Source organism: Corynebacterium sp. HMSC30G07 (assembly GCF_001806945.1).
Taxonomy (GTDB): domain Bacteria; phylum Actinomycetota; class Actinomycetes; order Mycobacteriales; family Mycobacteriaceae; genus Corynebacterium; species Corynebacterium riegelii.
In genome coordinates this window covers 76,788-99,976 of sequence record NZ_KV786454.1, presented here as the reverse complement: position 1 = coordinate 99,976, position 23,189 = coordinate 76,788, and the positions used below count along the sequence as shown (strand labels likewise).

Below are 23,189 nucleotides of genomic sequence, written 5' to 3'. Positions count from 1 at the left end.
AAAGTGCTTGTGCCAACCTGCCAAAGAACCTAGAGTTGCCTTCAAGAAAGGAGGCGGCCATGCGCAGGTTGTTGAAACGCAAACGCGCAGGGTCCCTTGACCGCGGCTTGGCGCTCCTCAACGAACGCTTGGCCAGCCCCGCCGTGCGCCGCGGCAAAGATCTGGCGGCGCGAGTGCAGGTGAAGGCCACCGCGAAAATCCCCCGCAACATCTACTACGCGCCTGATATGGACGGCAGCGCCGAACCGGGCGAGGTGGTGTGGGTAACCGTGCCGTCCCAGCCGCCGAGTGAGCGCTCCATGCTGGTTGTGGGCCGCGACCGCCATGACGTGCTGGGGCTGTTGATCTCGCCGGAGAAGGACCACGCGCAGGATTCGCGCTGGCTGGGCATCGGCTGTGGCAGCTGGGATAGTTCCGGCGAGCCGTGCTGGGTGCGCCTGGATAAGACGCTGTGTGTGCCGGAAAGTGACGTACATCGTCGGGGCGCCACCCTGCCGCCGCTGCGCTTTGAGCGGGTGGCGAACCGGCTGCGGGACCACTTTGACTGGAGCTAGCATTTGGTAACCGCCTGGGCGTACTGCTATTTTTGAGTGGTTGCCCAAAACAGGGCGAATGTGTGTAACGCGGGCAGGACCTTGGGTCCGCGTTTTCGACATCATCGATACCACTAGCAAGAGGTGCAAACATGGCTAACATCAAGCAGCAGCAGAAGCGCGTGCTGACCAACGAGAAGCGTCGCGTGCGCAACAAGTCCATCCGATCCGCCACCCGTACGGAGATCCGCAAGTTCCGCGAGGCCGTGGCCTCCGGCGACAAGGCTGCTGCTGAGGCACAGCTGCGCGTGGCTTCCCGCAAGCTGGACAAGGCTGTGACCAAGGGCGTGTTCCACCGCAACAGCGCTGCGAACAAGAAGTCCAACATGGCTCGCGCCTTCAACAAGATGGAAGGCTAAGCACTTCCGCTTGATTTACGCCCCCGTGGTCCTTGTGGCCGCAGGGGCGTTTTGCTTTGCGACGCTCCCCCGCGCCGCCAGCTCAGCTAAGCCAGCTCAGCGATGCGGCGTACGGCGTCTTCGACGGCGAACTCCGGGTCGCCGCCTTGGCCTTTGACGGTGGCGTCCAAGTCGGCCACGATGATTACCGCTTCGGAGATCGCGTCCCCGCTCCACTGCCGTGCGGTTTGCATGGTGCGTTTCACACCGTAGGGCGGCATGCCTAGTTGGCGTGCGAGTTGCTCGGGGTTGCCGCGCACGCCGTAGAGCTTGGCAACGTCGCCGACCTTGTAGGCCAGTGCTGCTGCGATGGCGACGGGGCTGGTGCCCAGTTGGAGAGCGCGCCTGGTGGAGGCCAGTGCGCGGTCGGCGCGGCCGGCAAGTGCTTGTTCGGCGATGTCGAAGCCGGCGACTTCCGCAACACCCGTGTAGTACTCGCGTACGGCGGCGACGGTGATTTCGCCCTCGGTATCGGCGATCAGTTGGCTCACAGCACTGGCAAGCTCGCGCAGGTCAGAGCCGACGGATTCCAGCAGCGCGGCCACGACGTCTGGGGTGGGGCGCACACCGTGGCGTTTGAATTCGTTGGTGAGCCAGCTTTGGCGGTCCCGGTCACGCAGCGGCGCCACGCTATGCACTTGCGCGATTTTGGCCAGTTTGGAGGCGTAGGCCTTCTGGCGTCCCCCACCGGTGTGCTGCACGATAATGGTCACCCCGGGCGCCACGTCCACGCAGGCGCGCAGGAGTGCTTCGACGGGTTCTTTGCCGGCGAGTTCGGTTTTCTCCACCACCAGCACGCGGTCCTCGGCAAACAGGGAGGGGCTTGTGGCCTGGGCGAGTTCGCTTGCGGTGACGTCGGATCCGCGCAGGGTGGTCACTTCGGCTTGGGGGCCTGCGTCCGCGATGATCTCCTTGGTGGCGCGTTGGGCGAGGAACTCGTCTTCGCCTAAAACCAGGTGCACGGGGTTTTGCATGCGCTCTATTCTAGGGGGCGTGGTTAGGGGGAGCGTGAGGCGTCGGTACGCAAGGTGACCGGGCCGTCGCGGTTGGGAAACACGACGGGGATGCCGCCGACAGTTTTGGTGCCGCGCGTGGTGGGTGGTCCGTCTTCCAACACCACAACCAGCTGTGTGCCGGGTGGGACGGGTTCCACATCGGCGCGCGTGTCCACTACGTGTGCGACAAGCTGGTGTTGGTCCACAACCGGTGCGCGCGGGGGTGCAAGGTTGCTTACACACAGCGTGACGACGGCCAACGCCACCGTCAGCCGCGGCCTCCCCGCTAAAAAGCCGTAGATGATCCAGCCGTAGCCCACGATCGCCGCCAAAGGGCCAATCGGCGCGGTGGCCAGGGGTAATGACGCCCCCACCACCGCCACCTTGTTCACCCACCAGGTAAATGGCTGCACAATCAGCAGCAGCGGCACCTCTAGCCCGCCGGGAAGCAACGCCAGCACGGCGGCGCACAGACCAAGGACGGTCACAGGTGCCGTGGCGGGAGCGACAAAGGTGTTGGCCACCGTGGACACCAGCGACACTTGGCCGGCCATAACAGAGACGATCGGCATGGTCACCACGTCTGCGGCGATGGCCACGGACAGCGCGCGCACCACAATGTCCGGCCAGCGGGTAAACGCAAGTGCTCGGTACAACAGGGGCGAGAGCGCCACGATGCCGGCGGTTGCCGCCACGGACAGGGCGAACCCGTAGTGCACCGCAAGATCCGTATCCACAAACACCAGGCCGATCACGGCAAGACAGAGCACGTGCATGGGTTCCGCGCGCGTGGAGGTCAGCACCGCGACCATGCCCACCAGCCCCGTCACTGACGCACGCAGCACGCTCGGCTCCGGGCCCACGAGTGCTGCAAACACCAACAGCGCGGCACCCGCGGCGACCAAACGCCAGTGCAACCCAAGTCCCAACAGCGTGGTCAGAACAATCGCCGCGGTAGTCACAATGGCCACGTTGCTGCCTGAGACCGCAGACAAATGCGACAGGCCGGTATCTATGTAGGCCTGTTGTTCGGTAGGCGTTTGCAAGGAGGTATCTCCAAGCACCATCCCCGGAATCAACCCCTGGGAACTCGGCCCCACCGTATGCACAACGGATGCAGCAAAGGTCTCGCGCACGTGCTGTGCAAACGCCGCGAACCCGCTGGGCGCTTGCACCACCTCAAGGGTGCCGTTGAACACGTACGGGTTGACCCCGACAAGCGTGCTCTCCCCCACCGTGCCGTGTGCGGCAACCACCGTCCCCGAAACCACGCCCTCGGACATCTCACGGCTAAACACAGCCAATGTCGAGGGATGCCCGGGCACCGCAACGCGCGTCAGCCAGGTGTCGCTTGCCAAAAGCCTGGGTTGCCCGGAGACGGTTGCCACCACTGTGTCACCGAACTGCCACGCCTGCGCGGCGCGGTGGCGCACCAACGCCACCACCAACGACGCCAACCCCAACGAACCAACCAGCACCGCCTGCCCAAACTCGCGCCACAAAAGGCACGCCACGACAAACGCAGCCACCACGCACGCGGCCCAAACCGGCCCCTGCCACAGGCACACCAGCGCCGCCAGCCACACCGCCCCCGCCGCGGGCACTAGCCGAAGCTCACTCACAACGTGATCTGCCCTTCCAGCGCCGCAAACTTCGCCGGCCCAATGCCTTTGACCTCCATCAACGCCTCCGGGGTGGCAAACGGCCCGTTGGCTTCCCGGTGCGCCACAATCGCATTGGCCGTTGCCTGCCCCACCCCGTCCAAGCTGGTCAGCTGCTCGGCCGTCGCCGTGTTAATAGAGATCAGGCCGCTCGCCTCCACCCCGACAACTTCAGGCGCTGCATCCGGGGTGGAGGGTTGGACGAGGATCTGTTGGGCGTCCACAAGCACCTGCGCCTGGTTGAGCACCAACAGGTCCGCACTCTCTTTGGGCACGGCAGCCGCCAGCGCATCGGCCACGCGCGCGCCGGGTGCGAGAGTGACCAGCCCGGGGTGTTCGACCTCCCCCACCACGGACACCACGATCTCGGCAGGCTCGGGCGGCTCCTCCCAGGTAGGTTGCGGCGCGGGCGGTCGGGTAAACGCCCAGGCACCGACGAGCCCCATGCTTATTAGCGCCACCGCCACCGCCTGCTTCCGCCCCACCGCAAACCTGGGCGCCGGGTACTCCACCGGCAGGGTATCTTCCTCACCGGTTGGGCGGGAAAGCTCCTTGATTCTGTCTTTGAGGTTCATGCCTGCAGACCGTAAACCGGCAGCGCAAGGCACGGAAGTGGTGCATCGGGCGACTGTGGATAACGCGCGAAGTTATCCACAGAAACGCGCTCTTAATGAAAAGAAGGCGCGAGTTATTGAAAATACGGGGCGGTTTTCAGTACGCACTTGGCGCGCGAGAGGGCACTCACGCGGGCTCGGCGAAGATCACCGACAGACCGATCGCACCCTTGCCGGTGTGGGTGGCAAGTACGTCCACCATCGGCTCTACAAGTACTTGCGAGTGCTGCGGCAGGACCTCTTCAAGCATGAGCGCGAACTGCTCAGCGGCGTCGGCGGCATCCGCGTGCTGGACAGCAGCGAAGACGGGTTCGCCGTCGGCACGCTCAAGCACCAGCTCTGCAAGCCTGGCGAATGCCTTGGTCTGCGTGCGGGTTTTCGCGGCGAGCTCAAACTTGCCGTCGTGCATACGCAGGATCGGTTTGGTGGCAAGCAGGGTTGCAGACAGCGCGGTACCGGTAGACAAACGCCCAGACTTGCGCAGGCCCTCCACCTGTTGCAGGTACAGCCAGGTCTCCGCGCGCTTCAGGGTGTTGACGGCCATCTCCTCGCACTGCTCAAGCGTGCCGCCCTCGCGGGCAACCGTGGCGGCCGCCATGGCGGCTGCGCCGATGGCCATGCCAGCGGTATCGGTATCCACCACGCGAACCGTGCCAGGAAACACGCCCGAGGCGGTCACCGCCGCCGACCAGGTCGAGGACATGGTCTTGGTCAGGTGCAGCGCCACCACGCCCTCATCACCGCCGCGCTCCAGTTGGCGGGCGTAACACGCAGCCAGCTCAAGCGCCGTCAACCCCGACGTAGAGCCTTCACCATCGGCGTCTTCCATCACGTGCATCGGCACAACCGTGATGTCGAGCTCCTCGGCGATCTCGGCGGGCAGGCCGGCGGCGGAATCGACAACTACACGCACCGTCATAACGCATCCGGCCCCTGGTTCCAGGCCTCCAGGTACCACTGCACCTCACCGGGGTCTTGCGCACCGTAGCGCGGCATGGCCACCAGCTGGGAGGTGTGCGTATTGCCCAGCCCCTTCAGCAAGGGGTACTGCTGCTCAGCAAACCCGAGCAGGCTAGACGTCAGCGCGGAAATCGTACCGCCGTGCGCCACCAGCAGCACCGCAGCATCGTTCCAGTCGGTGTAGGAATCCATCAGCTCATCCACCACCGGACGCGCACGCTTGGCCACATCCAAGCGGCTCTCGCCCTCCGGCGGCGCCCAGGCGGCGTTGTTGCGCCAGTGCGCGCGGATCGAGGCGTCCGCGCCGTCAACCTCTGCATGCGTCTTGCCCTGCCACTGGCCGAGGTGGGTTTCGCGCAAGCGCGCGTCCTCAGTAATAGAAAGCCCCAGCTCCCGCGCCACAATCTCCGCAGTCCGGCGGGCACGGATCAGATCCGAGCTGACAATCTTGCCAATGCCAAACTCGCGCAGACCCTTGGCAGCGCGACGCGCCTGTTCTTCACCCAACGCGGACAAGGTGGTATCCAGATGGCCCTGCATCCGCCGGGTGGCGTTGTAGTCTGTCTGCCCGTGGCGCAGCAGAATCAGTCGACGTTTCACGCTTAAAACTCGCGCCTAGTACTCGTCAGCGTCCGGGCCCTCGCCGGCCAGCGGCAGGTCCTCCAGGGTTTCTGCCTCGCGAACGCCAGCGTCGTCCGCAAACACGCCCGGGCGCTGGTACGGCTCAAGACCCTCAACGGCAATGACCGGGCAGTCCGAGTACAGACGATCCAGGCCGTAGAACTCACGCTCCGCCTCACGCTGCACGTGCACCACAAAGTTGCCGTAATCCAACAGCACCCAGCGGAATTCACGGTTTCCTTCACGACGCTTCGGCTCCAACCCAGCCGCCGTCAACTCGGTCTCCACTTCCTCCACAATCGACGCCACCTGGCGCTCCGTCTCAGCGGACACAACCACGAAAATATCCGTAATGGCCATGACGTTTGACACGTCAATCACGGCAATGTTGGCGCCCAGTTTCTCATCGGCGGCACGTGCCGCGATGGAGGCTTGTTCAATCGAAATTTGCGCTGCAGTCAAAAATACGTTCCTTCACGTTTGCTATGAGCCGGCGGTTAATAGCCCCTATTGTGCCACCTGCGGGCGATACAGCCCATGCTTCGCTATATATTGCACCACCCCGTCCGGGACGAGGTACCACACCGGGCGCCCTTGCGACGCACGCTCGCGGCAGTCCGTGGACGAGATCGCCATCGCCGGGATGTCGAGGAGATGCACTCGCTCCTGGATGTCTTGCGGCAGCATGTCCTCCGTCAGCTCATAGCCGGGACGCGTCACGCCAACAAACTCTGCCAGCTCAAACATTTTGTCCCAGTCATGCCACGACATGATTGAGCTCAGCGCATCCGCACCCGTGATGAAGAACAGTTCCGCATCCGGGTAGACCTCGCGCAGATCCCGCAGGGTGTCAATGGTATAGGTCGGGCCCTCACGGTCAATGTCCACGCGCGACACGGTGAAGCGTGGGTTGGAGGCGGTAGCAATCACCGTCATCAAATAGCGGTCCTCTGCTGGCGAAATCTGCCTGCCCGCCTTTTGCCACGGCTGTCCCGTAGGTACAAAAACCACCTCGTCCAGCGCGAAACGGTGTGCCGCTTCGCTTGCTGCGACGAGGTGGCCGTGGTGGATCGGGTCAAACGTCCCGCCCATCACCCCAATACGCATGTGTTTGGTACAGGGGTTAGACGAAGCGGATGTTGCTGCTCTCAACGAACAGGTTGAAGATGCCCGCGCCGACGGCACCCAGGACGCTCAGCACGATCAGGGCGATGCCCCAGCCCGGGATCTCGGTCTTGTTGCCCTCAGCGTCCTTGGAGGAGCCCTCGCCGGAGGACGCCTTCTGCGAAGAGGTCAGGCCAGCCCAGATGGTGTCGAACGCCTTCGCGGAGCCCTCAGGAAGATTCTCCTTCTTCGTCTTGCACTGGTCCTCGATGATCTCGCCCTTGTCATTGACCGGGCAATCCTTCTTTTCGAAGCCGATCTGATCAGACGGCCTGGTTTCAGCAACAGCGGTGCCAGCGCCAGCCGTGACAGCGACTGCGGTGGCCAGGGAAACAATCACACGTGCAGTTTTCATGGTTCAGAATTGTATACCATTCTCGCTGCGCAAACCATTAGAACCGCGTTTATGTCCGTATTTTATGGACGGGTTTGTCCCGTTCCCTCCAGAATCCACTTCGTGGTGGTCAGCTCCGGCAAGGCCATCGGTCCGCGCGCGTGCAGCTTCTGGGTAGAGATGCCAATCTCTGCACCCATGCCGTACTGCTCCCCATCCGTAAAGGCAGTCGAGGCGTTGAGGACGACGGCGGCGGAGTCGACGTGGTCCGCGAAGCGTCGTAAAGCAAAAGCCCCTTGGGACGCGATGGCATCCGTGTGCCCGCTGGACCATTTGGCAATGTGGGCAATCGCGCCGTCCACGCCGTCTACCTCGGCATACGCGATGTCCATGCTGAGGTACTCCTCGCCCCAATCCTCATCGGTGGCGGGCACGAAGCCCTTGGTGGCGTCGCCGTGGATGGTCACCCCGGCGTCCTGCAACGCGGTGATGATGCGCTGCTTCGCTTCCTCCGGCAACGCGGCATCCACCAGCACGGTCTCGGTGGCGTTGCACACGCTCACACGCCGGGTCTTGCCGTTGAGCAGCATGGCAATGGCGGAATCAAGCTCCGCGTCACGGTCGATGTAGAAGTGGCAATTGCCGGTACCGGTCTCAATGGTGGGAACGGTGGCGCCGGTGACCACAGCCTCAATCAGGCGCGCGCCGCCGCGGGGAATCACCACGTCAACCAACCCGCGGGCGGTAATCAGGTCCTGGACCGAATCGTGCGTCTCACACGGCAGAAGCTGCACGGCCTCGCGCGGCAGATCGTTGGCAGCCAGAGTGTCCTGGAGGATCTCCACCAGCATCGCGTTGGAGTGGCGCGCGGTCTTCGAACCGCGAAGCAGAGCCGCGTTGCCGGACTTCAGCGCAAGACCAAACGCGTCGACGGTGACGTTCGGACGCGCCTCATAGACCATGCCCATCACACCAAGCGGCACGCGGACCTGCTTCATCTGGATGCCGTTATCCATCACATGGCCGCGCAGCACCTCCCCCACCGGGTCCTTCAGACCCGCAACCTGGCGCAGCCCACCCGCAATGCCCTCAATGCGGCCCTGGTCCAGCGCGAGACGGTCCAGCAACGAGTCAGCCAAACCCTGGGCGCGGCCCTCATCCAGGTCGCGCTGGTTGGCCGCAATGATCTCGTCTGCACGCTTCAGCAGCGCATCGGCCGCGGCATGCAGAACCTGGTTCTTTGTCGGCTGCGGCAAGGTCGCAAGCGTAGGTGCTACATCTTTGGCCCGGCGCGCCTTGTCCAAAACCTCGGCGCGCTCGGCTTCGCGTGGGGTGTTGAGATCAGTCATGCGGCAAGCTTAGCCGAGGCCCGCTGCGCTTATCCGGAAGTTAGTAGCCGGCTAGTACCCGGCCTCAACATCAACCTCGGTGGACATTTTCTCGCCGGCTTCGAACAGGTCCCAGTTCTTCGCGGCAAGGGGGCCGATGCGGCCTGTCATGAAGCGGGGAATGTTCGCCGTATGCGGGGTGATCACGCAGTTGTCCAGGCTCCACAGCGGGTGGTCCGCCGGCAGCGGCTCGGGCTCGGTCACGTCCAGCCCGGCGCCGCGCAGGGTGCCGTTGGTCAGGGCTTCGGTCAGCGCTTCAGTATCAATCAGCGGGCCGCGGCCAACGTTGATCACCACGGCATTATCAGGCATCTTCGCAATGGTTTCGGCATTGACCATGTGGCGGGTGGCCTCCGTCAGCGGGGCGAGCATGACAAAGTAATCGTGGTTCGCCCACACCTCATCAGACAGCGTCACCGTCTGATCCGCACCTTCCACCTCACGGCCAGAACGGTTCACCGCAGTAATGCTCATCCCGAAAGGCTCTAGGAAACGGATCAAGGTCTTGCCAATGCCGCCGGCGCCGATGATGGCCAGCTTTCTGTCCTCAAACAGGTACTGCTTCTCCGCGAAGATCTGCGTGTTGTTCCACTCGTTGCTCACCGCCTTGATGCGGTGCTCCACCGCCAGGAGCAGCGCCAGCGTGGACTCTGCAACCGTGTCGTCATACAGACCACCCGCGTTGGCAAAACGCACACCGTTTGCGGCATGCTTGGCAAAAACGTCTTGCAGGTTTTCCACACCCGCATAAAGAATCTGCACCACCTTGACGCTTTCCGGCAGCTCATCTGGGAAATCATCCGGGCCACCGCCGAAGAGCACCATGTCCGGGTTGTCTTCGAGCGCTACATAAGTGTGGCCTGCGGCCTCCATGTCTGCAATCGGCTGTTCTTTCGGCTTAGGCACATACGTGAACTTCATGCCCGCCCACAGTAGCGGTTACAGACGCGAGGCGTAGTTACTCAAGTAATCCGCATGCACCACAGGCCGGCGCAAGTGCTCCGGCAGCTCATGCGTATGCTGCCCCAGCATGGTGGCAAGCTCGACCGCGTCATAGGCAACTTCGCCACGGCCAACCACGGCGGAATCCGGACCCAGGATCTCCACAATGTCGCCCGCGTGGAACTCACCCTCAATGCCGGTAATGCCCACAGCTAACAGGCTCGTTCCGCCGCTGGTGACGGCGCTGACCGCGCCGGCGTCCAAACGCAGCACGCCCTCCGCATCGGCGGCATACAACGCCCAGAACTTCCAGGCGGACAGCTTGCGGCCCGGGCGGGTATGGAACACGGTGCCCACCTCAGCAGACCCAAGCGCCTCGGTGATCTTCTCCGTTGCTGTCAACAGCACCGGCACACCACCACGCGCAGCCAGGCGCGCAGCCGAGACCTTCGCGGCCATGCCGCCGGTGCCAAACACGCCACCGTCGCCAGCCTTAACGGCCTCTAGGTCCTTGCCGCTTCGCACCTCATCCAAAAGACGCGCCCGCGGATCGGAAGGGTTCATGTCATAGAGCCCATCCACGTCAGACAACAACACCAGCGCATCCGCGCTGATCAGCGTTGCCACGATCGCCGAGAGCCTGTCATTGTCACCAAAGCGCATTTCAGAGGTAGCCACCGTGTCGTTCTCATTGACAATCGGCACCGCCCCCATCTGCCGCAGCCGGTCAATGGTGCGTTGCGCGTTACGGGCGCGCTCACGCGAGCCTGCATCCGACTGGGTCAGCAGCACCTGACCAATCGTGCGACCGTAGCGAGCAAACGACGCACCCCACACCTGCGCCAAGTGAATCTGGCCAACAGAGGCAGCCGCCTGCTTTGTCGCCAAATCCCTCGGGCGCACCTTCAACCCAAGCGGCGCCATACCAGCAGCGATAGCACCCGAAGACACCACAATCACATCAGTGCCGCGGGCGATGCGCTGCTCAATCGTATCCACAATCAGGTCGATTTTGCGTGCGTCGAGGTTTCCGTCAGCGTCGACAAGCGAAGAAGTGCCCAGCTTGACCACAATGCGCCGCGCGGACGCAATCTGCTCCCGAAGTTCTAACACCCCTACCCCTGCCAACGCTCGCGCTCAGCGGCCTCGCCAGCACCGTAATCAAACTCATCAATCAAGCCACGACGAGCCTGGGAGGCACGCTTACGCTCCGCAGCAGACGCACGATCCGTACCGCCCAGACGTGCGTCCTGGCCGCGGCCAGCAAGCGTCGGGTCACCACCACGCGAAGGCTCCCAGTCAAAGGAGACCTCACCAATCGTGACCACATCGCCCTCACGCGCACCGATCTTGCGCAGCGCGTCTTCCACACCCGCCTTCTCCAAACGGTCAGACAGGTAGCCCACGGCCTCATCGTTTTCAAAGTCCGTCTGGCGGATCCACCGCTCCGCCTTCTCACCGGTGACAATCCAGCCCTCCGGGTACAGCGGGTCGCGCTCCACCTTGATGCCGTTATCACGGGTGCTCTTCACCTCATTCGGGCGAATCACGATAGGCTCCGCAGGCTTTACCGCCTTCGGGCGAGCCTTGCGCGCCTTTTGCACAACCTCCCACATCGCCCACTTCAGCTCATCCAAGCCCTCGCGCGTGGCAGTGGAAATCAAAAATACCGGCCAGCCGAAACGCTGCTCAATATCCTCGCGCAAAAACTCCGCCAGCTCACGAGCCTCCGGCACGTCAATCTTGTTCAGCACCACAAGGCGGGGACGCTCACGCAAATCACCCAGGCCGGAATCCATGTCGAGTTCCTCGGCGTAGGCATCCAACTCCGCCTCAAGGGCCTCAATGTCAGAGAGGGGATCACGCCCCGGCTCCATCGTCGCGGTATCCACAATGTGCGCAAGCACCGCGGTGCGCTCAATGTGGCGCAAGAAATCCAAGCCCAGGCCCTTGCCTTCGCTCGCGCCCGGGATCAGCCCCGGCACATCCGCAATAGTAAAGGTGTCATGGCCAGCATTAACCACACCCAGGTTTGGAGCGAGCGTGGTAAACGGGTAATCCGCAATCTTCGGCTTGGCTGCAGACAGCACCGAAATCAGCGAGGACTTCCCCGCCGACGGGAAGCCAACCAGGCCCACATCGGCCATGGACTTCAGCTCTAAGATCAGGTCGTGCGCCTCACCCGGCTCGCCCTTGAGCGCAAATCCCGGCGCCTTACGCTTCGCCGTTGCCAGCGCGGCGTTGCCCAGGCCGCCGTAGCCGCCCTCAGCAGCCACAAAGCGGGTGCCCGGCACCGTCAGATCAGCCAGGATCTCACCGTCAGCGCTTCGCACCACCGTGCCAACCGGCACCTCAAGCACCAGGTCCTCACCACGCGCACCATTGCGGTGGTCCCCTTCGCCGTTGTTGCCGCGCTGCGCCTTCACGTGCGGGCGGAACTGGAAGTCCAAGAGCGTGTGTACCTGCGGCGACACCTCAAAAATGATGTCGCCGCCGTGGCCGCCATTGCCCCCATCGGGCCCACCCAGCGGCTTGAACTTTTCGCGGTGCACAGACACACACCCGTGCCCACCATCGCCAGCTTGCAGGTGCAGCACTGCCCTATCAACAAATTGCGCCATGGGCACAAGCCTACTTGTTTAAGGTTTTCAGGTCTTCGGCGGTAATTGTCATGCGCTCCTCTGCCGTCGCCTGCGACAGGTTGCCGCCGTGGGTGCGGAAAAGGCGCATCGCAATCGCGTCTACAAGCATCCGCTCAATCTTCGCCGCATCCGCAGCGCTTGCAGCCACCGCGGCACGCAGGGCCTCCTCATCAAAGAGGTAACCCCTTGCGGCCAGGCTCATCACCACCATGTCAGCCGATGGGGCTTCTTGCTTATCGACGCCCACCGTATCCCCCTCCCTCTTCATCCCCGGCAGTTCAGCGCCTGGGAAATGCACCGTGGCGTTACCCTTCGTTACCACGCGCACACGCTCCCCCTCACTTGTGCGCGATGTTTGTACGTTGAGCACCGAATCCTCAACAAAGCACTCCATAGCAGCGCCGTGTGTAACCAGCTCTGTCAGCTCGCACTTCGAGTTCTCGGCAACGATCGTGCGGAAATTCGCCGCGTTCTCAATCCCAACCAGGGTGCCGGAGGCGTTGGAGTTGTTCAACGCAAGGTAATAGACACGGTCCTGGTCGAACGTGGCCTCAGCATCGTCCATACGCACCCAGCCCAAGAAACTGTTCCGGGAGCGAAGCCGTGCACCACTTGACAGGCGCATATTCAACTCGGCGCGTGCAGGTGTTGCCTCCACCACGCAATGATCCAACTCAAGCGTTGCGCCAACAACCGCAATCGGTACGTACTCAGACAAACGATGCGCAGGCACGACCACCACATCCTGCAGACGCACCTCCGCCCCGCCGCCGATCCCAAGAAGCATCGCGTCATCATCCTGCAACAACGTCAGGTCACTGAACATGAGGCGCTGCCCGTTTTCCACCTTGACGCCGTGAAGCCACAGCAAGCACTCCCCTTTATCCTGGTCCGGTCCGGAGAAGGCCACGTTCGTTGCCAGAGGAGCATGCGACAGTGTGTAGCGTCCGGCTTCGAGACGGATCACAGCTCCGTCAAAGAGCCGGGGCGCAATCACTTCATCAAAGTTGTCACCGTCCTGAGCCCGCCACAGGATCTCGCCGCGTTCCCTGTCCTGGTCCAACTCAGTGAACACGCACACCGACCGGTCCGCGTCCACCTCAGACTGCGCATCAACCTCAAGGGTGATCTGCTCACCATTGACGGAATCAATGGTTGGCGCAAGGAGGGTACTTGCGGAAATCTTAAATGTCGGCGCTTGCGCATCCACCCGCAAGACAGGCGCGACCAAGGAACTGCCCGCCTGCAAATGCAGCGCCAGATCCTCCACAGGTGGCGCCAAAAGACTGCTCGCATCCAGACGCATGTGCGCGTTATCTGCAAGCTTCACCCCGCCAATGCGGGAGCCCGCAACAAGCACCTGGGCGCCCTCAAACCCACCTACATAGCCCACGCTGCAAGCAACAAGTTCAACCGTGCCCCGATCACAGACAACCGTCGCGGCACTGTCATTGTCCGCAATCGTGCACGACACCATCTGCAGCTTCGCATCCTCAACCGACACCGCCGCACGCTCATGCCCGTCAGGGAACTCAACCGCACAGTCCTGCATCACCGCCGTGCCCTCAAACACGCTAACCACGTAGGTGTCTTGTGGGCCGGCCAGGGTGACGTCTTTCAGCAACGCCCCATCCCGCAGGCTGATCGGCCCGTTAATACGTACCTTATCTGCGCCCGGGCCCTGCAAGTATTGCCCACTCAGCGTCAAGGGACGCCGCAGGAAGTAGTCCCCCGGGCTCAACCAAAGCCCCTGGCCCGGGCCAAGGGTGGCAAGCGCCATCTGCAGGTCAACGGACGGGTCTACAACGCGCGGTGAATTGTCGCTCATAAGTCTCACACAATAGGCCTGTTTCTACACTCCGTGTACAACACCCCGAGTACGCCACCAAAACCTGGTCTACTCGGGGTGTTGTACACGGGGTTTAGAGCGTTTAGGCGTTAGGCGGCAAACAAAAACTGCCCCAGTCCCTGCACGATGCGGGGATTGGGGCAGGAGAAAGCTTTGCTAGCTTAGGCGGTCTCTTCGACTACGCCTGCAGCCTCAGCAGCCTCGAGCACCTCAGCGGAGACACCCTGGCCGTCAGCCGGAACGATGTTCACAACACGACGACGCTTCTTAATGCCGAACTGCACCGAACCAGCGGCCAGTGCGAACAGCGTGTCATCGCCACCACGGCCAACGTTCTCACCCGGGTGGAACTTGGTGCCACGCTGGCGAACGAGGATCTCGCCGGCCTTGACCTGCTGGCCGCCGAAACGCTTCACACCGAGGCGCTTCGACTCAGAGTCACGGCCGTTCGAGGAGCTGGATGCACCCTTTTTGGTTGCCATTATTCAAATCTCCTTGACGTTGAAAAGTTTGCTTACTTAATGCCGGTGACCTTGACCACGGTCAAAGGCTGGCGGTGGCCCTGACGGACCTTGTAGCCGGTCTTGTTCTTGTACTTGAGGATGTCGACCTTCTTGCCCTTGGTCTGCTCCACAATTTCAGCCTCAACCTTGCTGGAAGCAAGCTTGTCGCCGGTGGTGACATCTGCGCCATTTACGAGAAGGATCGGGGTGAGTTCGACCTTGTCGCCTGCTTCACCCTCAAGCTTCTCGACCTTGACCAGGTCGCCCTCGGCAACCTTGTACTGCTTGCCGCCGGTCTTGACGATCGCGTACATAGAGGGTTACCCCTTCTCTCTTACTCGCCCGCCCCCGGCATGCCTCGGTGACGGAAATGGAACAACATTTAGCGTTTCGGGGCCCGCCTTCTTAGGTGGCAGTGGCCCGCCGTGCCCGCATGCTTGGGCAACGAGGTGCGAGCACCCCAAAACAGCGACTGTCAAAGACTACACCGGAAGGCCGCGATTTACCAAACCCCGGCCTTTCCTGCCGCTATCTGCGAGACGTACGGCGTGTCGCCCTACGACGACCACGGCGCTGCGAGACCTCAACATGCGCCGCCTCGCGCTTCGCTTGAGCAGCGCGCTTCTGCGAAGACTGGCCACCCTTGCTCTGGGCAGATCCTGCACCCGACTGCGAACGGGTCGCAGACGTTGAGGTGCGACGCGTTGCCCTACGACGCTCACGCGTACGCGGCTTCGCAGCAGACGAACGGCCAGCGCTGCGGCCGCTGCGACCAGCACGGCCAGCACGGTTGTCGCTGCGCCCGCCATCACGCGGCGCCGCCTCCGCCGGCGCCTCTGCTTCCACGTCCGCCTCTACTTCCGGGACGAAGTCCTCACGCTTCGGACGGTGATCCGAGCGCGAGTTCCCACGCGTGCGACGCTTGCGGCGCGGCGAGGCCTCAAACTCCTCAACCGCCTCCTCATACGTCTGCGTTGGGGCGTCTGTGTCCGTGGCGGTGCCAGTAGCGGTGTCCGTGGCGGAGTCGGTTGGGGTGTTCACGTTAGCGTCGTCAAGCTGAAGCTCCTTGCCCCGCCCACGGGAACCACCGCGACGACCGCGGCGGCGCGGACGCTTCTCCTGCGGCTGATCAGTGTCCGCAGTGTCCGTGTCCGCCCCGACGATGATCGAGCCTGCGATCTCATCCAACTCCGCCTCAACAGCCGGGTCGATTTCCTTCGACGCGGCTTCTTCACGCATCGCCTTCGCTACCGGGTGCTCACCCGTCGGACGGCGGCGGCTATCCCGGCGCTCCCGGCGATCCCTACGGTTGTCGCGATGGCCATGCTGCTCGTGATGCTCGTGGCCATCAACCGGATCATCGCCCACGACAATCCCGCGGCCGCCACACGCCTCACACGGCTGCGCGAACGTCTCCAGCAGACCAGTGCCCAAACGCTTACGCGTCATCTGCACCAGGCCTAGCGACGTCACCTCCGAAACCTGATGACGCGTCCGATCACGCCCCAGCGCCTCCTTCAAACGACGCAGCACCAAATCCTGGTTCTCCGGCAAGATCATGTCAATGAAGTCAATGATGATGATCCCGCCAATGTCACGCAGGCGAATCTGACGCACGATCTCCTCGGCGGCCTCAAGGTTATTCGAGGTCACCGTCTCCTCCAACGAACCGCCAGAGCCGGTGAACTTGCCCGTATTGACGTCAATGACCGTCATCGCCTCAGTGCGATCAATGATCAAGGAACCACCCGACGGCAGCCACACCGTGCGCGACAGTGCCTTCTCAATCTGTTCATCAACGCGGTAAACCTCGAACGCGTCCTGGCCGTCGTGCTTGTTGCGGTCAAACTTCACCAGACGGTCCAACAGATCCGGCGCCACCGACTCCACATACGCATGCACGGTGTTCCACGGCTTGCGGCCGTCTACAACCAGCTCGGTGAAGTCCTCATTGAACAGGTCACGAACAACCTTGACCAGCAGGTTCGGCTCTTCATACAACGTGACCGGGGTGGCGCCCTTGGAGTTCTTCTCCTTCTCCGCGCGGTTCTGGATGGCCTCCCACTGCGTGTGCAGACGGTTCACGTCCGCAGCAATGGCCTCCTCCGACACGTTCTCCGCAGCAGTACGGATGATCGCGCCGCCCTTGCCCGGGACCACGTTGTTCAAAATTTCTTTGAGACGCTTACGCTCCGGCGCCGGCAACTTCCTCGAAATACCCGCGCTGCGGCCACCCGGCACGTACACCAGGTAGCGGCCAGCCAGGGAAATCTGCGTAGTCAGCCGCGCGCCCTTGTGCCCGATCGGGTCCTTGGTCACCTGCACCAGCACCTGGTCACCGGACTTCAGGGCATGTTCTATACGACGCGAGCGTCCACCCAAGCCCGCCGCCTTCCAGTCCACCTCACCGGCGTAGAGCACACCGTTGCGACCCTGGCCGATATCAATGAACGCGGCCTCCATGCTGGGCAGCACGTTTTGCACACGGCCCAGGTAAATGTTGCCGATCATGGACGCCTGGGCGTCCGAGGTGACGAAGTGCTCGACCAACAGGCCGTCTTCAAGCACGCCGACCTGTGTGATCTTGCCCGCACCGTCATGACGCTCACGCTCACGCACCACCATCGTGCGCTTCACCGACTCACGACGCGCCAAGAACTCCGCCTGCGACACAATCTTGGAACGCTTGCGCCCCTCCTCGCGCTTCTCACTACGACGACGACGCTGCGCCTCCAAACGCGCCGAACCCTTAATCGCCTTCGGCTCCTCGATCACCTCGACGTCATCATCGTGGTTGTCGTGGGTGTTCTGCTGGCCCTGCTGGTTCTGTGCAGAGCTAGTCCTGCGCGAACGACGACGCCTCGGCTGCCCCTCCCGCTTGGATTCCTGCTTGGATTCCTGCTGGTTTTCAGCGGTGTCCTGAGTGCTTGCCTGATCCTGGTCTTGGCCCTGGTCCTGGTCTTGGTCCTGGTCCGGCTTCTGGCTCGGGCGGCTTGCGCGACGACGCGTCGATCGCGCCGGCGCCTTAAACACCGGCGCATACGCTACCGCTTCCTCTACTGGTGCCGGGGTGATCTCCGGCTCAACGTCCGTGAGCAGGTCTTCTGAGTCCTCAGCGTCTGCCGAGTCCTCAACGGTTTCAGCGTCATTGGCGTTTTCAGCTGGTTCGACGTTCTCAGCGCTCTCGGCGAGCTCAGCACTCTCAGCGAGCTCAGCCTCCACCTTGCGCTCAATTTGGTTGATCTCGTTGGCAACGTCCTTGCGCACACGCTGGCGGATCTTCTCATCCGCCTCCTCAGCGGCAGCGCTTTCTTCAGCGCCAGACTGCCCGGACTGCTCAACGTTGTTCGCCTTTGCAGACAACGCGGTCAGCAGCTGCTCTGCCTCCGCGCGCGTCAACGTGGACTGCGCAACCTTCACCAAACCCAGCTCAGAAAGCGCAACAACCAAGTCCTTTGACGGCTCATCCAGCGCCTTGGCCAGGTTGAACACACGCGTCTTCTCACCAAGCTGGGAACGATCAAACGCCTCAAACTTGTTCTGCGGTGCCGCCTTGACTTCCGGCTTTGTCGCACGCTTACGCGTGCTCTTCTTAGCAGTAGTTTTCTTTGCCGTGCGTTTAGCACTCTTCTTTGCAGTCTTCTTCGCTGCCTGCTTGGTTGCTGGGCGTTCGTTTTGCTCAGCGGATTCGTCGCTACGTGCCACGATAAGCTCCTCTTTTATTGTTGGCCCGTGAAGCGTTCAACACCGGGCGCTGGCGATGTTTCTCGCCGCCGCCGCACAGTGCTGCCACCAAACGGGAACCGTACGGTTGTAAAAAGTCTGGCCCCATTGTTGCACACCGCGGGCAATCCAGACGTTCCTCACGCTGCCCACGCTTGAAAGAGCTCGGCCGTTTTCAACAAATATGCAGGGGAAGAAGCGCACTTCCCTAAAGTATGTTTGACTGTATGGCACGAGTTTTGGGGCGTATTCGCCTATCAAGAATGACAGAGGAGTCCACCAGCGTGGGCCGCCAGCGCGAGTTGATCCAGTCCTGGGCAGACAACAACGGGCACGAGGTTGTGGCCTGGGCTGAGGACGTTGACGTTTCCGGCAGCGTCTCCCCGTTCGATGCCCCGGCCCTGGGCAAGTTCCTCACCGACGACGGCGCACGCGAGTGGGACATTCTGGTTGCGTGGAAGCTGGACCGGCTAGCCCGCAACGCGATCAACATGAACGCACTGTTCGGATGGATACAGGACAACGGCAAACAGCTGGTGTGCGTTTCCGACAATATCGATCTGTCAACGTGGACCGGCCGCCTGGTGGCCAACGTTATCGCTGGCGTGGCGGAGGGCGAGCTGGAGGCTATCACAGAGCGCGTCACGGCGGGCAAGAAGGCCCTTCGGGAGTCTGGCCGGTTCACCGGCGGGTTCGTTCCCTTCGGCTACAAGGTTGCCCCACGCCAGGACGGCGGCAAGGAGCTGGTGAAAGATCCAGAGACTCAGGAGATCCTCCAGTGGATCTTCCAGCAGGCGCTGTTAAACAGACCTCTTTCGTACATTGCTGCGGACCTCAACGAGGTTGGCGGCAAGTGGGCGCGGCGCAACCACGGGCCCCTAAAGAGCAAGGGCTGGAGCAGTACGACGATCAGGACGATTCTCAATAACAAGGCCTACCTCGGCTGGACGATGTACCAGGGCAAGCCGGTCCTGGACGATAACGGCGAGCCGGTTAAGCGGTGCGAGCCTTCGATCAGCATCGAGGACTACAACCGTATCCAAGAATTGTGGTCCAGCCGGAACACCAGGGTTCGCAAGCCGAAGGTTACTGCCCCGCTGAACGGCGTAATCGAGTGCTGGGAGTGTGGGCAGAACATGTCGCTGTTTCGCCACAAGCGCGAGACCGCCAGTGCCTACCGTTGCCTGAACCACAAGCCGATGATTCACCTGAACGCGGTGGTTGTGGAAGCTGATATCGAGGAGAAGTTCCGGGACTTTATCGCGGATCTGCCGATCCTGGAGAAGCGCGTGAGCGTGGTTCGCTCCTCGGCTAGCGAGCTGGAGCAGGCGCGTGCAACCTACAAGGACATTGCGAGCTATCTGCCTTCGGCACCGGACGAAGAGACGCGCAGGATGCTGTTCCAGCAGCTTGACGCTGTTTCCAACCGGATCAGGGACCTGGAGGCATCGATCACAACCGACGACGGCACCGAGTGGTTCAACACCGGCGTAACCTACGGCGAGCGGTGGGACCAGCTGGACACCGAAGGCAGGCGGTTGCTGCTGACTTCGGCAGGCATCCGCTACCGGGCTCGCACGATCGTGAAGGGCAACCGATGGGCATCCGCTGTGCTGGAGAGTGAGATTCTGCTGCCCGAGGAGCTGAGGATGATTCATTCCGCAATGCCGGTGGACGCTAACGCCGTCCTGGAGGATCAGCAGCGGGAGTTCATGGCCGGATTATCCGAGGAGCACCGCCAGCAGATCGAGGCGGCGCAGGCTAAACCCACCCAGGACGGTGAGCAGTGATCACCTGGCAGCGAGTCCAGGGCGAGGGCGGTGTCCTGGTTGTTCGAGACCGCAGCACCGGCAGGCCCGGAGAACTAGATCAGCTGATCCTTGCCGAAGGCTGGGGCCTTCGGGCGGGCTGGCAGTACGGGCGGCTCCTCCTGGAGGTGTGGGGCCCGGCGCAGCTGTTACCAGCGCCCGAGGCGGTGGACGATGGGTTCACCACGATCAGCGAGGCAGCAGCAGAGCTGGGAATACCGACCGGGGAGGTGATCCGCGCAATGGTGGATGACGGCCTCCTACTCAGCATCGACGGCGAGCTAATCGCCAGCCCCCACCCGGATATTCGGAACGCAACCAACAACTAGCACGAGAGAGAGACCATGACCACGGACAACAACCAGTACCAGCTAACCGCCGCTGAGGAGGCAGCCCTCGCTGCTCACCTCCTCGGCATTGACAGCCTCGGGACGATGAACGAGCGCGGACTGCCGAGCACCAAGGACTTCTGGCTTATCCCAGGCCTGGTTGCATCCACAAACACCTTCCTTTACGGGCAGTCAAAGGCGGGTAAGTCTTACCTGGTTGCGCAGATTGTTCGGGCGGTTGCCACCGGCGAGGACCTCCTCGGCAGGAGCCCGGTCCGCTCCGGGGTGAAAACACTCATAGTTACCACCGACGCGGGCAGCAGGATCGAGTACCAGGACCGGCTCAACAAGCTGGGGGTACCTGGAGACCGCGTGTTCATCCTGGAGGCCGGTGTAGGCCTCGGCCGCGAGGACTGGTTAGACCTTCGGACGTTCATCGAGGGTGCCGGTATCGGCCTTGCGGTGTTCGATCACGCCACCGACCTGGTGGAGGGCGAGATCAACCAGCGCGAGGGCTGGCGGGAGTTGTGGCACCGCATCGCTGGGGTGGGCGAAGGCGTGGCTCGCATCCTGGTCGGCCACGCCACCGACTCCAGGCACGAAGGCAAGCCGATCAAGCGCCCGATGGGCAACGCCGCGGCAACCCAGTACGCGCGCGCCAGGGTGAACCTGTTTGCACCGGGCGGCGTTGATAACCCGGTGCGCGAGCTGGAGGTTGTTTCCAACAACGCCGTGGCCGAGAAGCTGGTGTGCCGAACAAACAGCGAGGGGTTCCTTGTCCTGGACGCGCAAGCCACCGAGGAGCAGGCCGAGGCAGCACCGCGCAAGCGAGACGCTGCCAAGCTCAGGGTCGAGGAGCTTATCCGGCAGCTGGCAGCATCACCGAGCGCGCCGCGAGGCACCCAGGCCGAGGTGTGGGAGTGGATCGCAGAACAGCCTGGTGTGGTGAGCGTGGACGGCGGGAAGCTTACGCCGCGCACGATCAGGGCCAAGATCGGGAGATCCGGGCTGGCGTGGGACCGTGAAAACCGCAGATACTTTTGACACTCCGGCAAAATATCAGTGTCAAAACGGCTTGCGTTTCCGCAGGTCAGAGAGTTTTGACATTTGACAGTCACCCCCTTATGTATCCCCCTCCGGTGTCAATTGTCAAGGCACCGGGAGCCGAGACAATGGACAGCGGCATCCGGGGGATGCACTCAGCGCGCCTGGAGCGCGCGGAAGTTTAGCGAGGGGTGGGGATCTGGGAGATTCCCGCCGCGAGCTAGTCCCGCTGGTTCGGTGGTCAACCGTGATCACCGGATCAGCGCCTCCGCTCCTTCGGGCTGCGGCGAGCCACCGGAAGAAGAACCGGGGGCGAGGTTGGTGGTACCGGAGGCCGGGAGCCGACGGCGAAGGTTGCGCTGGCATGGTCGATCAGGCCAGGCCGAGCAAGTCAACCCGAAGCAAGCAGGCACCCCCGCAGGAGGGTGGCTGCGGTGGTGGTTGTGGTGTGCAGGCCCCGGAGACCTGCAACCTCCGAAGGGGGTGCCTACACCCCGGTGAGCGAGCCTGCAACTCGCACCCCCGGAATAGGGTAATTGGGATTTGTGACACCTATATACATTGCGGAGGATAATCTCCGGAGATTCCAATACCAGATTATGCACACAACATCAACCAATACCCCCGAAATGGGGGGTACCGACATTTGAACACCTATATACAATACGAGGGGTGAGCTGGGCAGATAGGCCCCGCTTGCACCAGCGCCACCGGGCCCACCGAGGCCCGCCGGTGGTGTGTGGCACCTATATACATTATGGAGGCCCCCGCGGGCATCCTTCTCCCGCCGGGACGTTCGTTTCCCCGGCGATGAACCCCAACCAGCAGCAGCCGCAACGGCGCTGAGGCGGGCGCACGCAACGTTGTGCAAGCAACTACCAAACTTCCTTGTCTGTGGTGCTGGCGTGCGTCCCCCTGAGCGTCGCTGGGCGCTCTGGCTCCTTCCGGTTTTTGCTTCGGCCGGAGGGGTGCTGGTTGTTGGTCTGCCCTTGGCCCGGCACGAACGCCGGGCCGGGGGCGCTCTTATTTTTATCGAAAACACTAACGCTAGGGGTACGACCATGCAACGACTACCTAACGGCTGCACACCGCAGCAGCAGCGCCAGTACAGCAAGCGCTACCGCCAGCGCCAGGCGGCGCAGCGCCGCTGGATTGACGGTGTAGCAGCAGAGGCGGGATTAACCCGCGAGCAACTTCTCACCAGCACCAACGCAAAGCTGGTGGCGGAGGCGCTCAACGCAAGCAAGCAAGCCCCGTAGAGGGGCCTAGAAGGCCCGCAGAGGGCCTAAAAACATTCTCCGGGGTAAACACCCCGGAGCGTAGAACGAACCGCTTAGACGGGCGCTGAGGCGCACGTTTTTGCGAGTAGAGAAGGGATAACACCATGACCGGCAACACCCGGCTGGAAGTAATGGGCAAGCGCTCAAGGGTAACCGTCCGCACCGACCCGGACCGCGTGGTTGTGCGCGGCCCCAACCGCGTGGACCTGTCACCGGATCAAGCGTTCGCCTTCGCGGACGCGATCGTTGACCACGCAGAGCGTATTACCCACTACCCGGAGGACGCGCCCGACGGCACGAACGGCGCTGTCCACTCCTACCCGACCAACCAGTAACCAACA

The 23,189-nt window shown here is 62.6% G+C and carries 23 protein-coding genes; 7 read left to right on the top strand and 16 right to left on the bottom strand.

The genetic code is table 11. The annotated features are described in order from the left end of the window. Positions 1 to 59: 59 nt before the first annotated feature. Both HMPREF3104_RS03705 and rpsT read left to right on the top strand, forming a co-directional pair. Positions 60 to 554, top strand: a complete 495-nt coding sequence (locus tag HMPREF3104_RS03705; RefSeq protein WP_070494382.1) for a type II toxin-antitoxin system PemK/MazF family toxin — start codon at positions 60 to 62, stop codon at positions 552 to 554. 131 nt (positions 555 to 685) lie between these two features. Next, complete coding sequence (gene rpsT, locus HMPREF3104_RS03700; protein WP_052203319.1) at positions 686 to 952, top strand: 30S ribosomal protein S20; 267 nt, start codon at positions 686 to 688, stop codon at positions 950 to 952. Between the two features lie 86 nt (positions 953 to 1,038). On the opposite strand, the gene holA is transcribed toward rpsT, so the two are convergent. From holA to HMPREF3104_RS03620, 16 genes are all read right to left on the bottom strand, one after another. Continuing rightward, positions 1,039 to 1,965, bottom strand: coding sequence for a DNA polymerase III subunit delta (holA, locus tag HMPREF3104_RS03695; protein WP_052203318.1), 927 nt, complete (start codon positions 1,963 to 1,965; stop codon positions 1,039 to 1,041). 23 nt (positions 1,966 to 1,988) lie between these two features. Further along, positions 1,989 to 3,608, bottom strand: a complete 1,620-nt coding sequence (locus tag HMPREF3104_RS03690) for a ComEC/Rec2 family competence protein (protein WP_070494380.1) — start codon at positions 3,606 to 3,608, stop codon at positions 1,989 to 1,991. Continuing rightward, positions 3,605 to 4,222, bottom strand: a complete 618-nt coding sequence (locus HMPREF3104_RS03685; RefSeq protein ID WP_070494378.1) for a ComEA family DNA-binding protein — start codon at positions 4,220 to 4,222, stop codon at positions 3,605 to 3,607. Before HMPREF3104_RS03685 ends, HMPREF3104_RS03690 begins: the two co-directional genes overlap by 4 nt. A 166-nt stretch (positions 4,223 to 4,388) precedes the next feature. Further along, positions 4,389 to 5,180: a DegV family protein gene (locus tag HMPREF3104_RS03680; RefSeq protein ID WP_070494377.1), complete on the bottom strand. Its 792-nt coding sequence runs from the start codon at positions 5,178 to 5,180 to the stop codon at positions 4,389 to 4,391. Continuing rightward, positions 5,177 to 5,821, bottom strand: a complete 645-nt coding sequence (locus HMPREF3104_RS03675; protein WP_083278910.1) for a histidine phosphatase family protein — start codon at positions 5,819 to 5,821, stop codon at positions 5,177 to 5,179. The genes HMPREF3104_RS03680 and HMPREF3104_RS03675 overlap by 4 nt, the downstream gene beginning before the upstream one ends. A gap of 15 nt (positions 5,822 to 5,836) precedes the next feature. Next, positions 5,837 to 6,304 carry a ribosome silencing factor gene (rsfS, locus tag HMPREF3104_RS03670; protein WP_070494373.1) on the bottom strand — a complete coding sequence of 156 codons (468 nt, stop codon included), beginning with the start codon at positions 6,302 to 6,304 and terminating at the stop codon, positions 5,837 to 5,839. A gap of 45 nt (positions 6,305 to 6,349) precedes the next feature. Beyond that, positions 6,350 to 6,934: a nicotinate-nucleotide adenylyltransferase gene (gene nadD, locus HMPREF3104_RS03665; protein ID WP_052206280.1), complete on the bottom strand. Its 585-nt coding sequence runs from the start codon at positions 6,932 to 6,934 to the stop codon at positions 6,350 to 6,352. Between the two features lie 31 nt (positions 6,935 to 6,965). Beyond that, a complete protein-coding gene (locus tag HMPREF3104_RS03660; RefSeq protein WP_070494371.1) occupies positions 6,966 to 7,361 on the bottom strand; it encodes a hypothetical protein in 396 nt (131 codons plus the stop codon). Between the two features lie 62 nt (positions 7,362 to 7,423). Beyond that, a complete protein-coding gene (locus HMPREF3104_RS03655; protein ID WP_070494369.1) occupies positions 7,424 to 8,689 on the bottom strand; it encodes a glutamate-5-semialdehyde dehydrogenase in 1,266 nt (421 codons plus the stop codon). Between the two features lie 51 nt (positions 8,690 to 8,740). Beyond that, positions 8,741 to 9,649, bottom strand: coding sequence for a D-isomer specific 2-hydroxyacid dehydrogenase family protein (locus HMPREF3104_RS03650; protein ID WP_070494367.1), 909 nt, complete (start codon positions 9,647 to 9,649; stop codon positions 8,741 to 8,743). 18 nt (positions 9,650 to 9,667) lie between these two features. Next, complete coding sequence (gene proB, locus HMPREF3104_RS03645) at positions 9,668 to 10,783, bottom strand: glutamate 5-kinase (protein WP_246816343.1); 1,116 nt, start codon at positions 10,781 to 10,783, stop codon at positions 9,668 to 9,670. 2 nt (positions 10,784 to 10,785) lie between these two features. After that, the gene (gene obgE, locus HMPREF3104_RS03640) at positions 10,786 to 12,291 is read right to left on the bottom strand and encodes a GTPase ObgE (RefSeq protein WP_052203298.1); all 1,506 of its coding nucleotides are present in this window, start codon (positions 12,289 to 12,291) and stop codon (positions 10,786 to 10,788) included. Between the two features lie 10 nt (positions 12,292 to 12,301). Continuing rightward, complete coding sequence (locus HMPREF3104_RS03635) at positions 12,302 to 14,140, bottom strand: hypothetical protein (RefSeq protein ID WP_070494363.1); 1,839 nt, start codon at positions 14,138 to 14,140, stop codon at positions 12,302 to 12,304. Between the two features lie 182 nt (positions 14,141 to 14,322). Beyond that, on the bottom strand, positions 14,323 to 14,643 hold the full coding sequence (rpmA, locus tag HMPREF3104_RS03630; RefSeq protein ID WP_070494361.1) for a 50S ribosomal protein L27: 321 nt from the start codon (positions 14,641 to 14,643) through the stop codon (positions 14,323 to 14,325). Between the two features lie 32 nt (positions 14,644 to 14,675). Beyond that, complete coding sequence (rplU, locus tag HMPREF3104_RS03625) at positions 14,676 to 14,978, bottom strand: 50S ribosomal protein L21 (RefSeq protein ID WP_052203292.1); 303 nt, start codon at positions 14,976 to 14,978, stop codon at positions 14,676 to 14,678. Between the two features lie 214 nt (positions 14,979 to 15,192). Continuing rightward, positions 15,193 to 18,369 (bottom strand): translation initiation factor IF-2 N-terminal domain-containing protein, encoded by a 3,177-nt coding sequence (locus tag HMPREF3104_RS03620; protein WP_070494360.1) that lies wholly within the window; start codon positions 18,367 to 18,369, stop codon positions 15,193 to 15,195. Between the two features lie 233 nt (positions 18,370 to 18,602). On the opposite strand from HMPREF3104_RS03620, the gene HMPREF3104_RS03615 reads away from it, so the two are divergent. The 5 genes from HMPREF3104_RS03615 to HMPREF3104_RS03595 all read left to right on the top strand — a co-directional run bounded on the left by HMPREF3104_RS03615 (position 18,603) and on the right by HMPREF3104_RS03595 (position 23,183). Further along, the gene (locus HMPREF3104_RS03615; protein WP_083278908.1) at positions 18,603 to 20,177 is read left to right on the top strand and encodes a recombinase family protein; all 1,575 of its coding nucleotides are present in this window, start codon (positions 18,603 to 18,605) and stop codon (positions 20,175 to 20,177) included. After that, the gene (locus HMPREF3104_RS03610; protein WP_070494355.1) at positions 20,174 to 20,524 is read left to right on the top strand and encodes a hypothetical protein; all 351 of its coding nucleotides are present in this window, start codon (positions 20,174 to 20,176) and stop codon (positions 20,522 to 20,524) included. The genes HMPREF3104_RS03615 and HMPREF3104_RS03610 overlap by 4 nt, the downstream gene beginning before the upstream one ends. A 15-nt stretch (positions 20,525 to 20,539) precedes the next feature. After that, positions 20,540 to 21,568: an AAA family ATPase gene (locus HMPREF3104_RS03605; protein WP_070494353.1), complete on the top strand. Its 1,029-nt coding sequence runs from the start codon at positions 20,540 to 20,542 to the stop codon at positions 21,566 to 21,568. Between the two features lie 1,061 nt (positions 21,569 to 22,629). Next, a complete protein-coding gene (locus HMPREF3104_RS03600) occupies positions 22,630 to 22,827 on the top strand; it encodes a hypothetical protein (protein ID WP_070494351.1) in 198 nt (65 codons plus the stop codon). Between the two features lie 125 nt (positions 22,828 to 22,952). After that, the gene (locus tag HMPREF3104_RS03595) at positions 22,953 to 23,183 is read left to right on the top strand and encodes a hypothetical protein (RefSeq protein ID WP_070494349.1); all 231 of its coding nucleotides are present in this window, start codon (positions 22,953 to 22,955) and stop codon (positions 23,181 to 23,183) included. Positions 23,184 to 23,189 lie beyond the last annotated feature (6 nt).

Bases quoted from the DNA above. Each gene is read 5' to 3' on its own strand.
- HMPREF3104_RS03680 (WP_070494377.1), bottom strand. From the start codon at position 5,180: ATGACGGTGCGTGTAGTTGTCGATTCCGCCGCCGGCCTGCCCGCCGAG.
- HMPREF3104_RS03635 (WP_070494363.1), bottom strand. From the start codon at position 14,140: ATGAGCGACAATTCACCGCGCGTTGTAGACCCGTCCGTTGACCTGCAG.
- HMPREF3104_RS03595 (WP_070494349.1), top strand. From the start codon at position 22,953: ATGACCGGCAACACCCGGCTGGAAGTAATGGGCAAGCGCTCAAGGGTA.
- rpsT (WP_052203319.1), top strand. From the start codon at position 686: ATGGCTAACATCAAGCAGCAGCAGAAGCGCGTGCTGACCAACGAGAAG.
- holA (WP_052203318.1), bottom strand. From the start codon at position 1,965: ATGCAAAACCCCGTGCACCTGGTTTTAGGCGAAGACGAGTTCCTCGCC.
- rplU (WP_052203292.1), bottom strand. From the start codon at position 14,978: ATGTACGCGATCGTCAAGACCGGCGGCAAGCAGTACAAGGTTGCCGAG.
- obgE (WP_052203298.1), bottom strand. From the start codon at position 12,291: ATGGCGCAATTTGTTGATAGGGCAGTGCTGCACCTGCAAGCTGGCGAT.
- rpmA (WP_070494361.1), bottom strand. From the start codon at position 14,643: ATGGCAACCAAAAAGGGTGCATCCAGCTCCTCGAACGGCCGTGACTCT.
- HMPREF3104_RS03615 (WP_083278908.1), top strand. From the start codon at position 18,603: ATGTTTGACTGTATGGCACGAGTTTTGGGGCGTATTCGCCTATCAAGA.
- HMPREF3104_RS03655 (WP_070494369.1), bottom strand. From the start codon at position 8,689: ATGACTGATCTCAACACCCCACGCGAAGCCGAGCGCGCCGAGGTTTTG.
- HMPREF3104_RS03600 (WP_070494351.1), top strand. From the start codon at position 22,630: ATGCAACGACTACCTAACGGCTGCACACCGCAGCAGCAGCGCCAGTAC.
- HMPREF3104_RS03660 (WP_070494371.1), bottom strand. From the start codon at position 7,361: ATGAAAACTGCACGTGTGATTGTTTCCCTGGCCACCGCAGTCGCTGTC.
- HMPREF3104_RS03650 (WP_070494367.1), bottom strand. From the start codon at position 9,649: ATGAAGTTCACGTATGTGCCTAAGCCGAAAGAACAGCCGATTGCAGAC.
- HMPREF3104_RS03685 (WP_070494378.1), bottom strand. From the start codon at position 4,222: ATGAACCTCAAAGACAGAATCAAGGAGCTTTCCCGCCCAACCGGTGAG.
- HMPREF3104_RS03705 (WP_070494382.1), top strand. From the start codon at position 60: ATGCGCAGGTTGTTGAAACGCAAACGCGCAGGGTCCCTTGACCGCGGC.
- nadD (WP_052206280.1), bottom strand. From the start codon at position 6,934: ATGGGCGGGACGTTTGACCCGATCCACCACGGCCACCTCGTCGCAGCA.
- HMPREF3104_RS03605 (WP_070494353.1), top strand. From the start codon at position 20,540: ATGACCACGGACAACAACCAGTACCAGCTAACCGCCGCTGAGGAGGCA.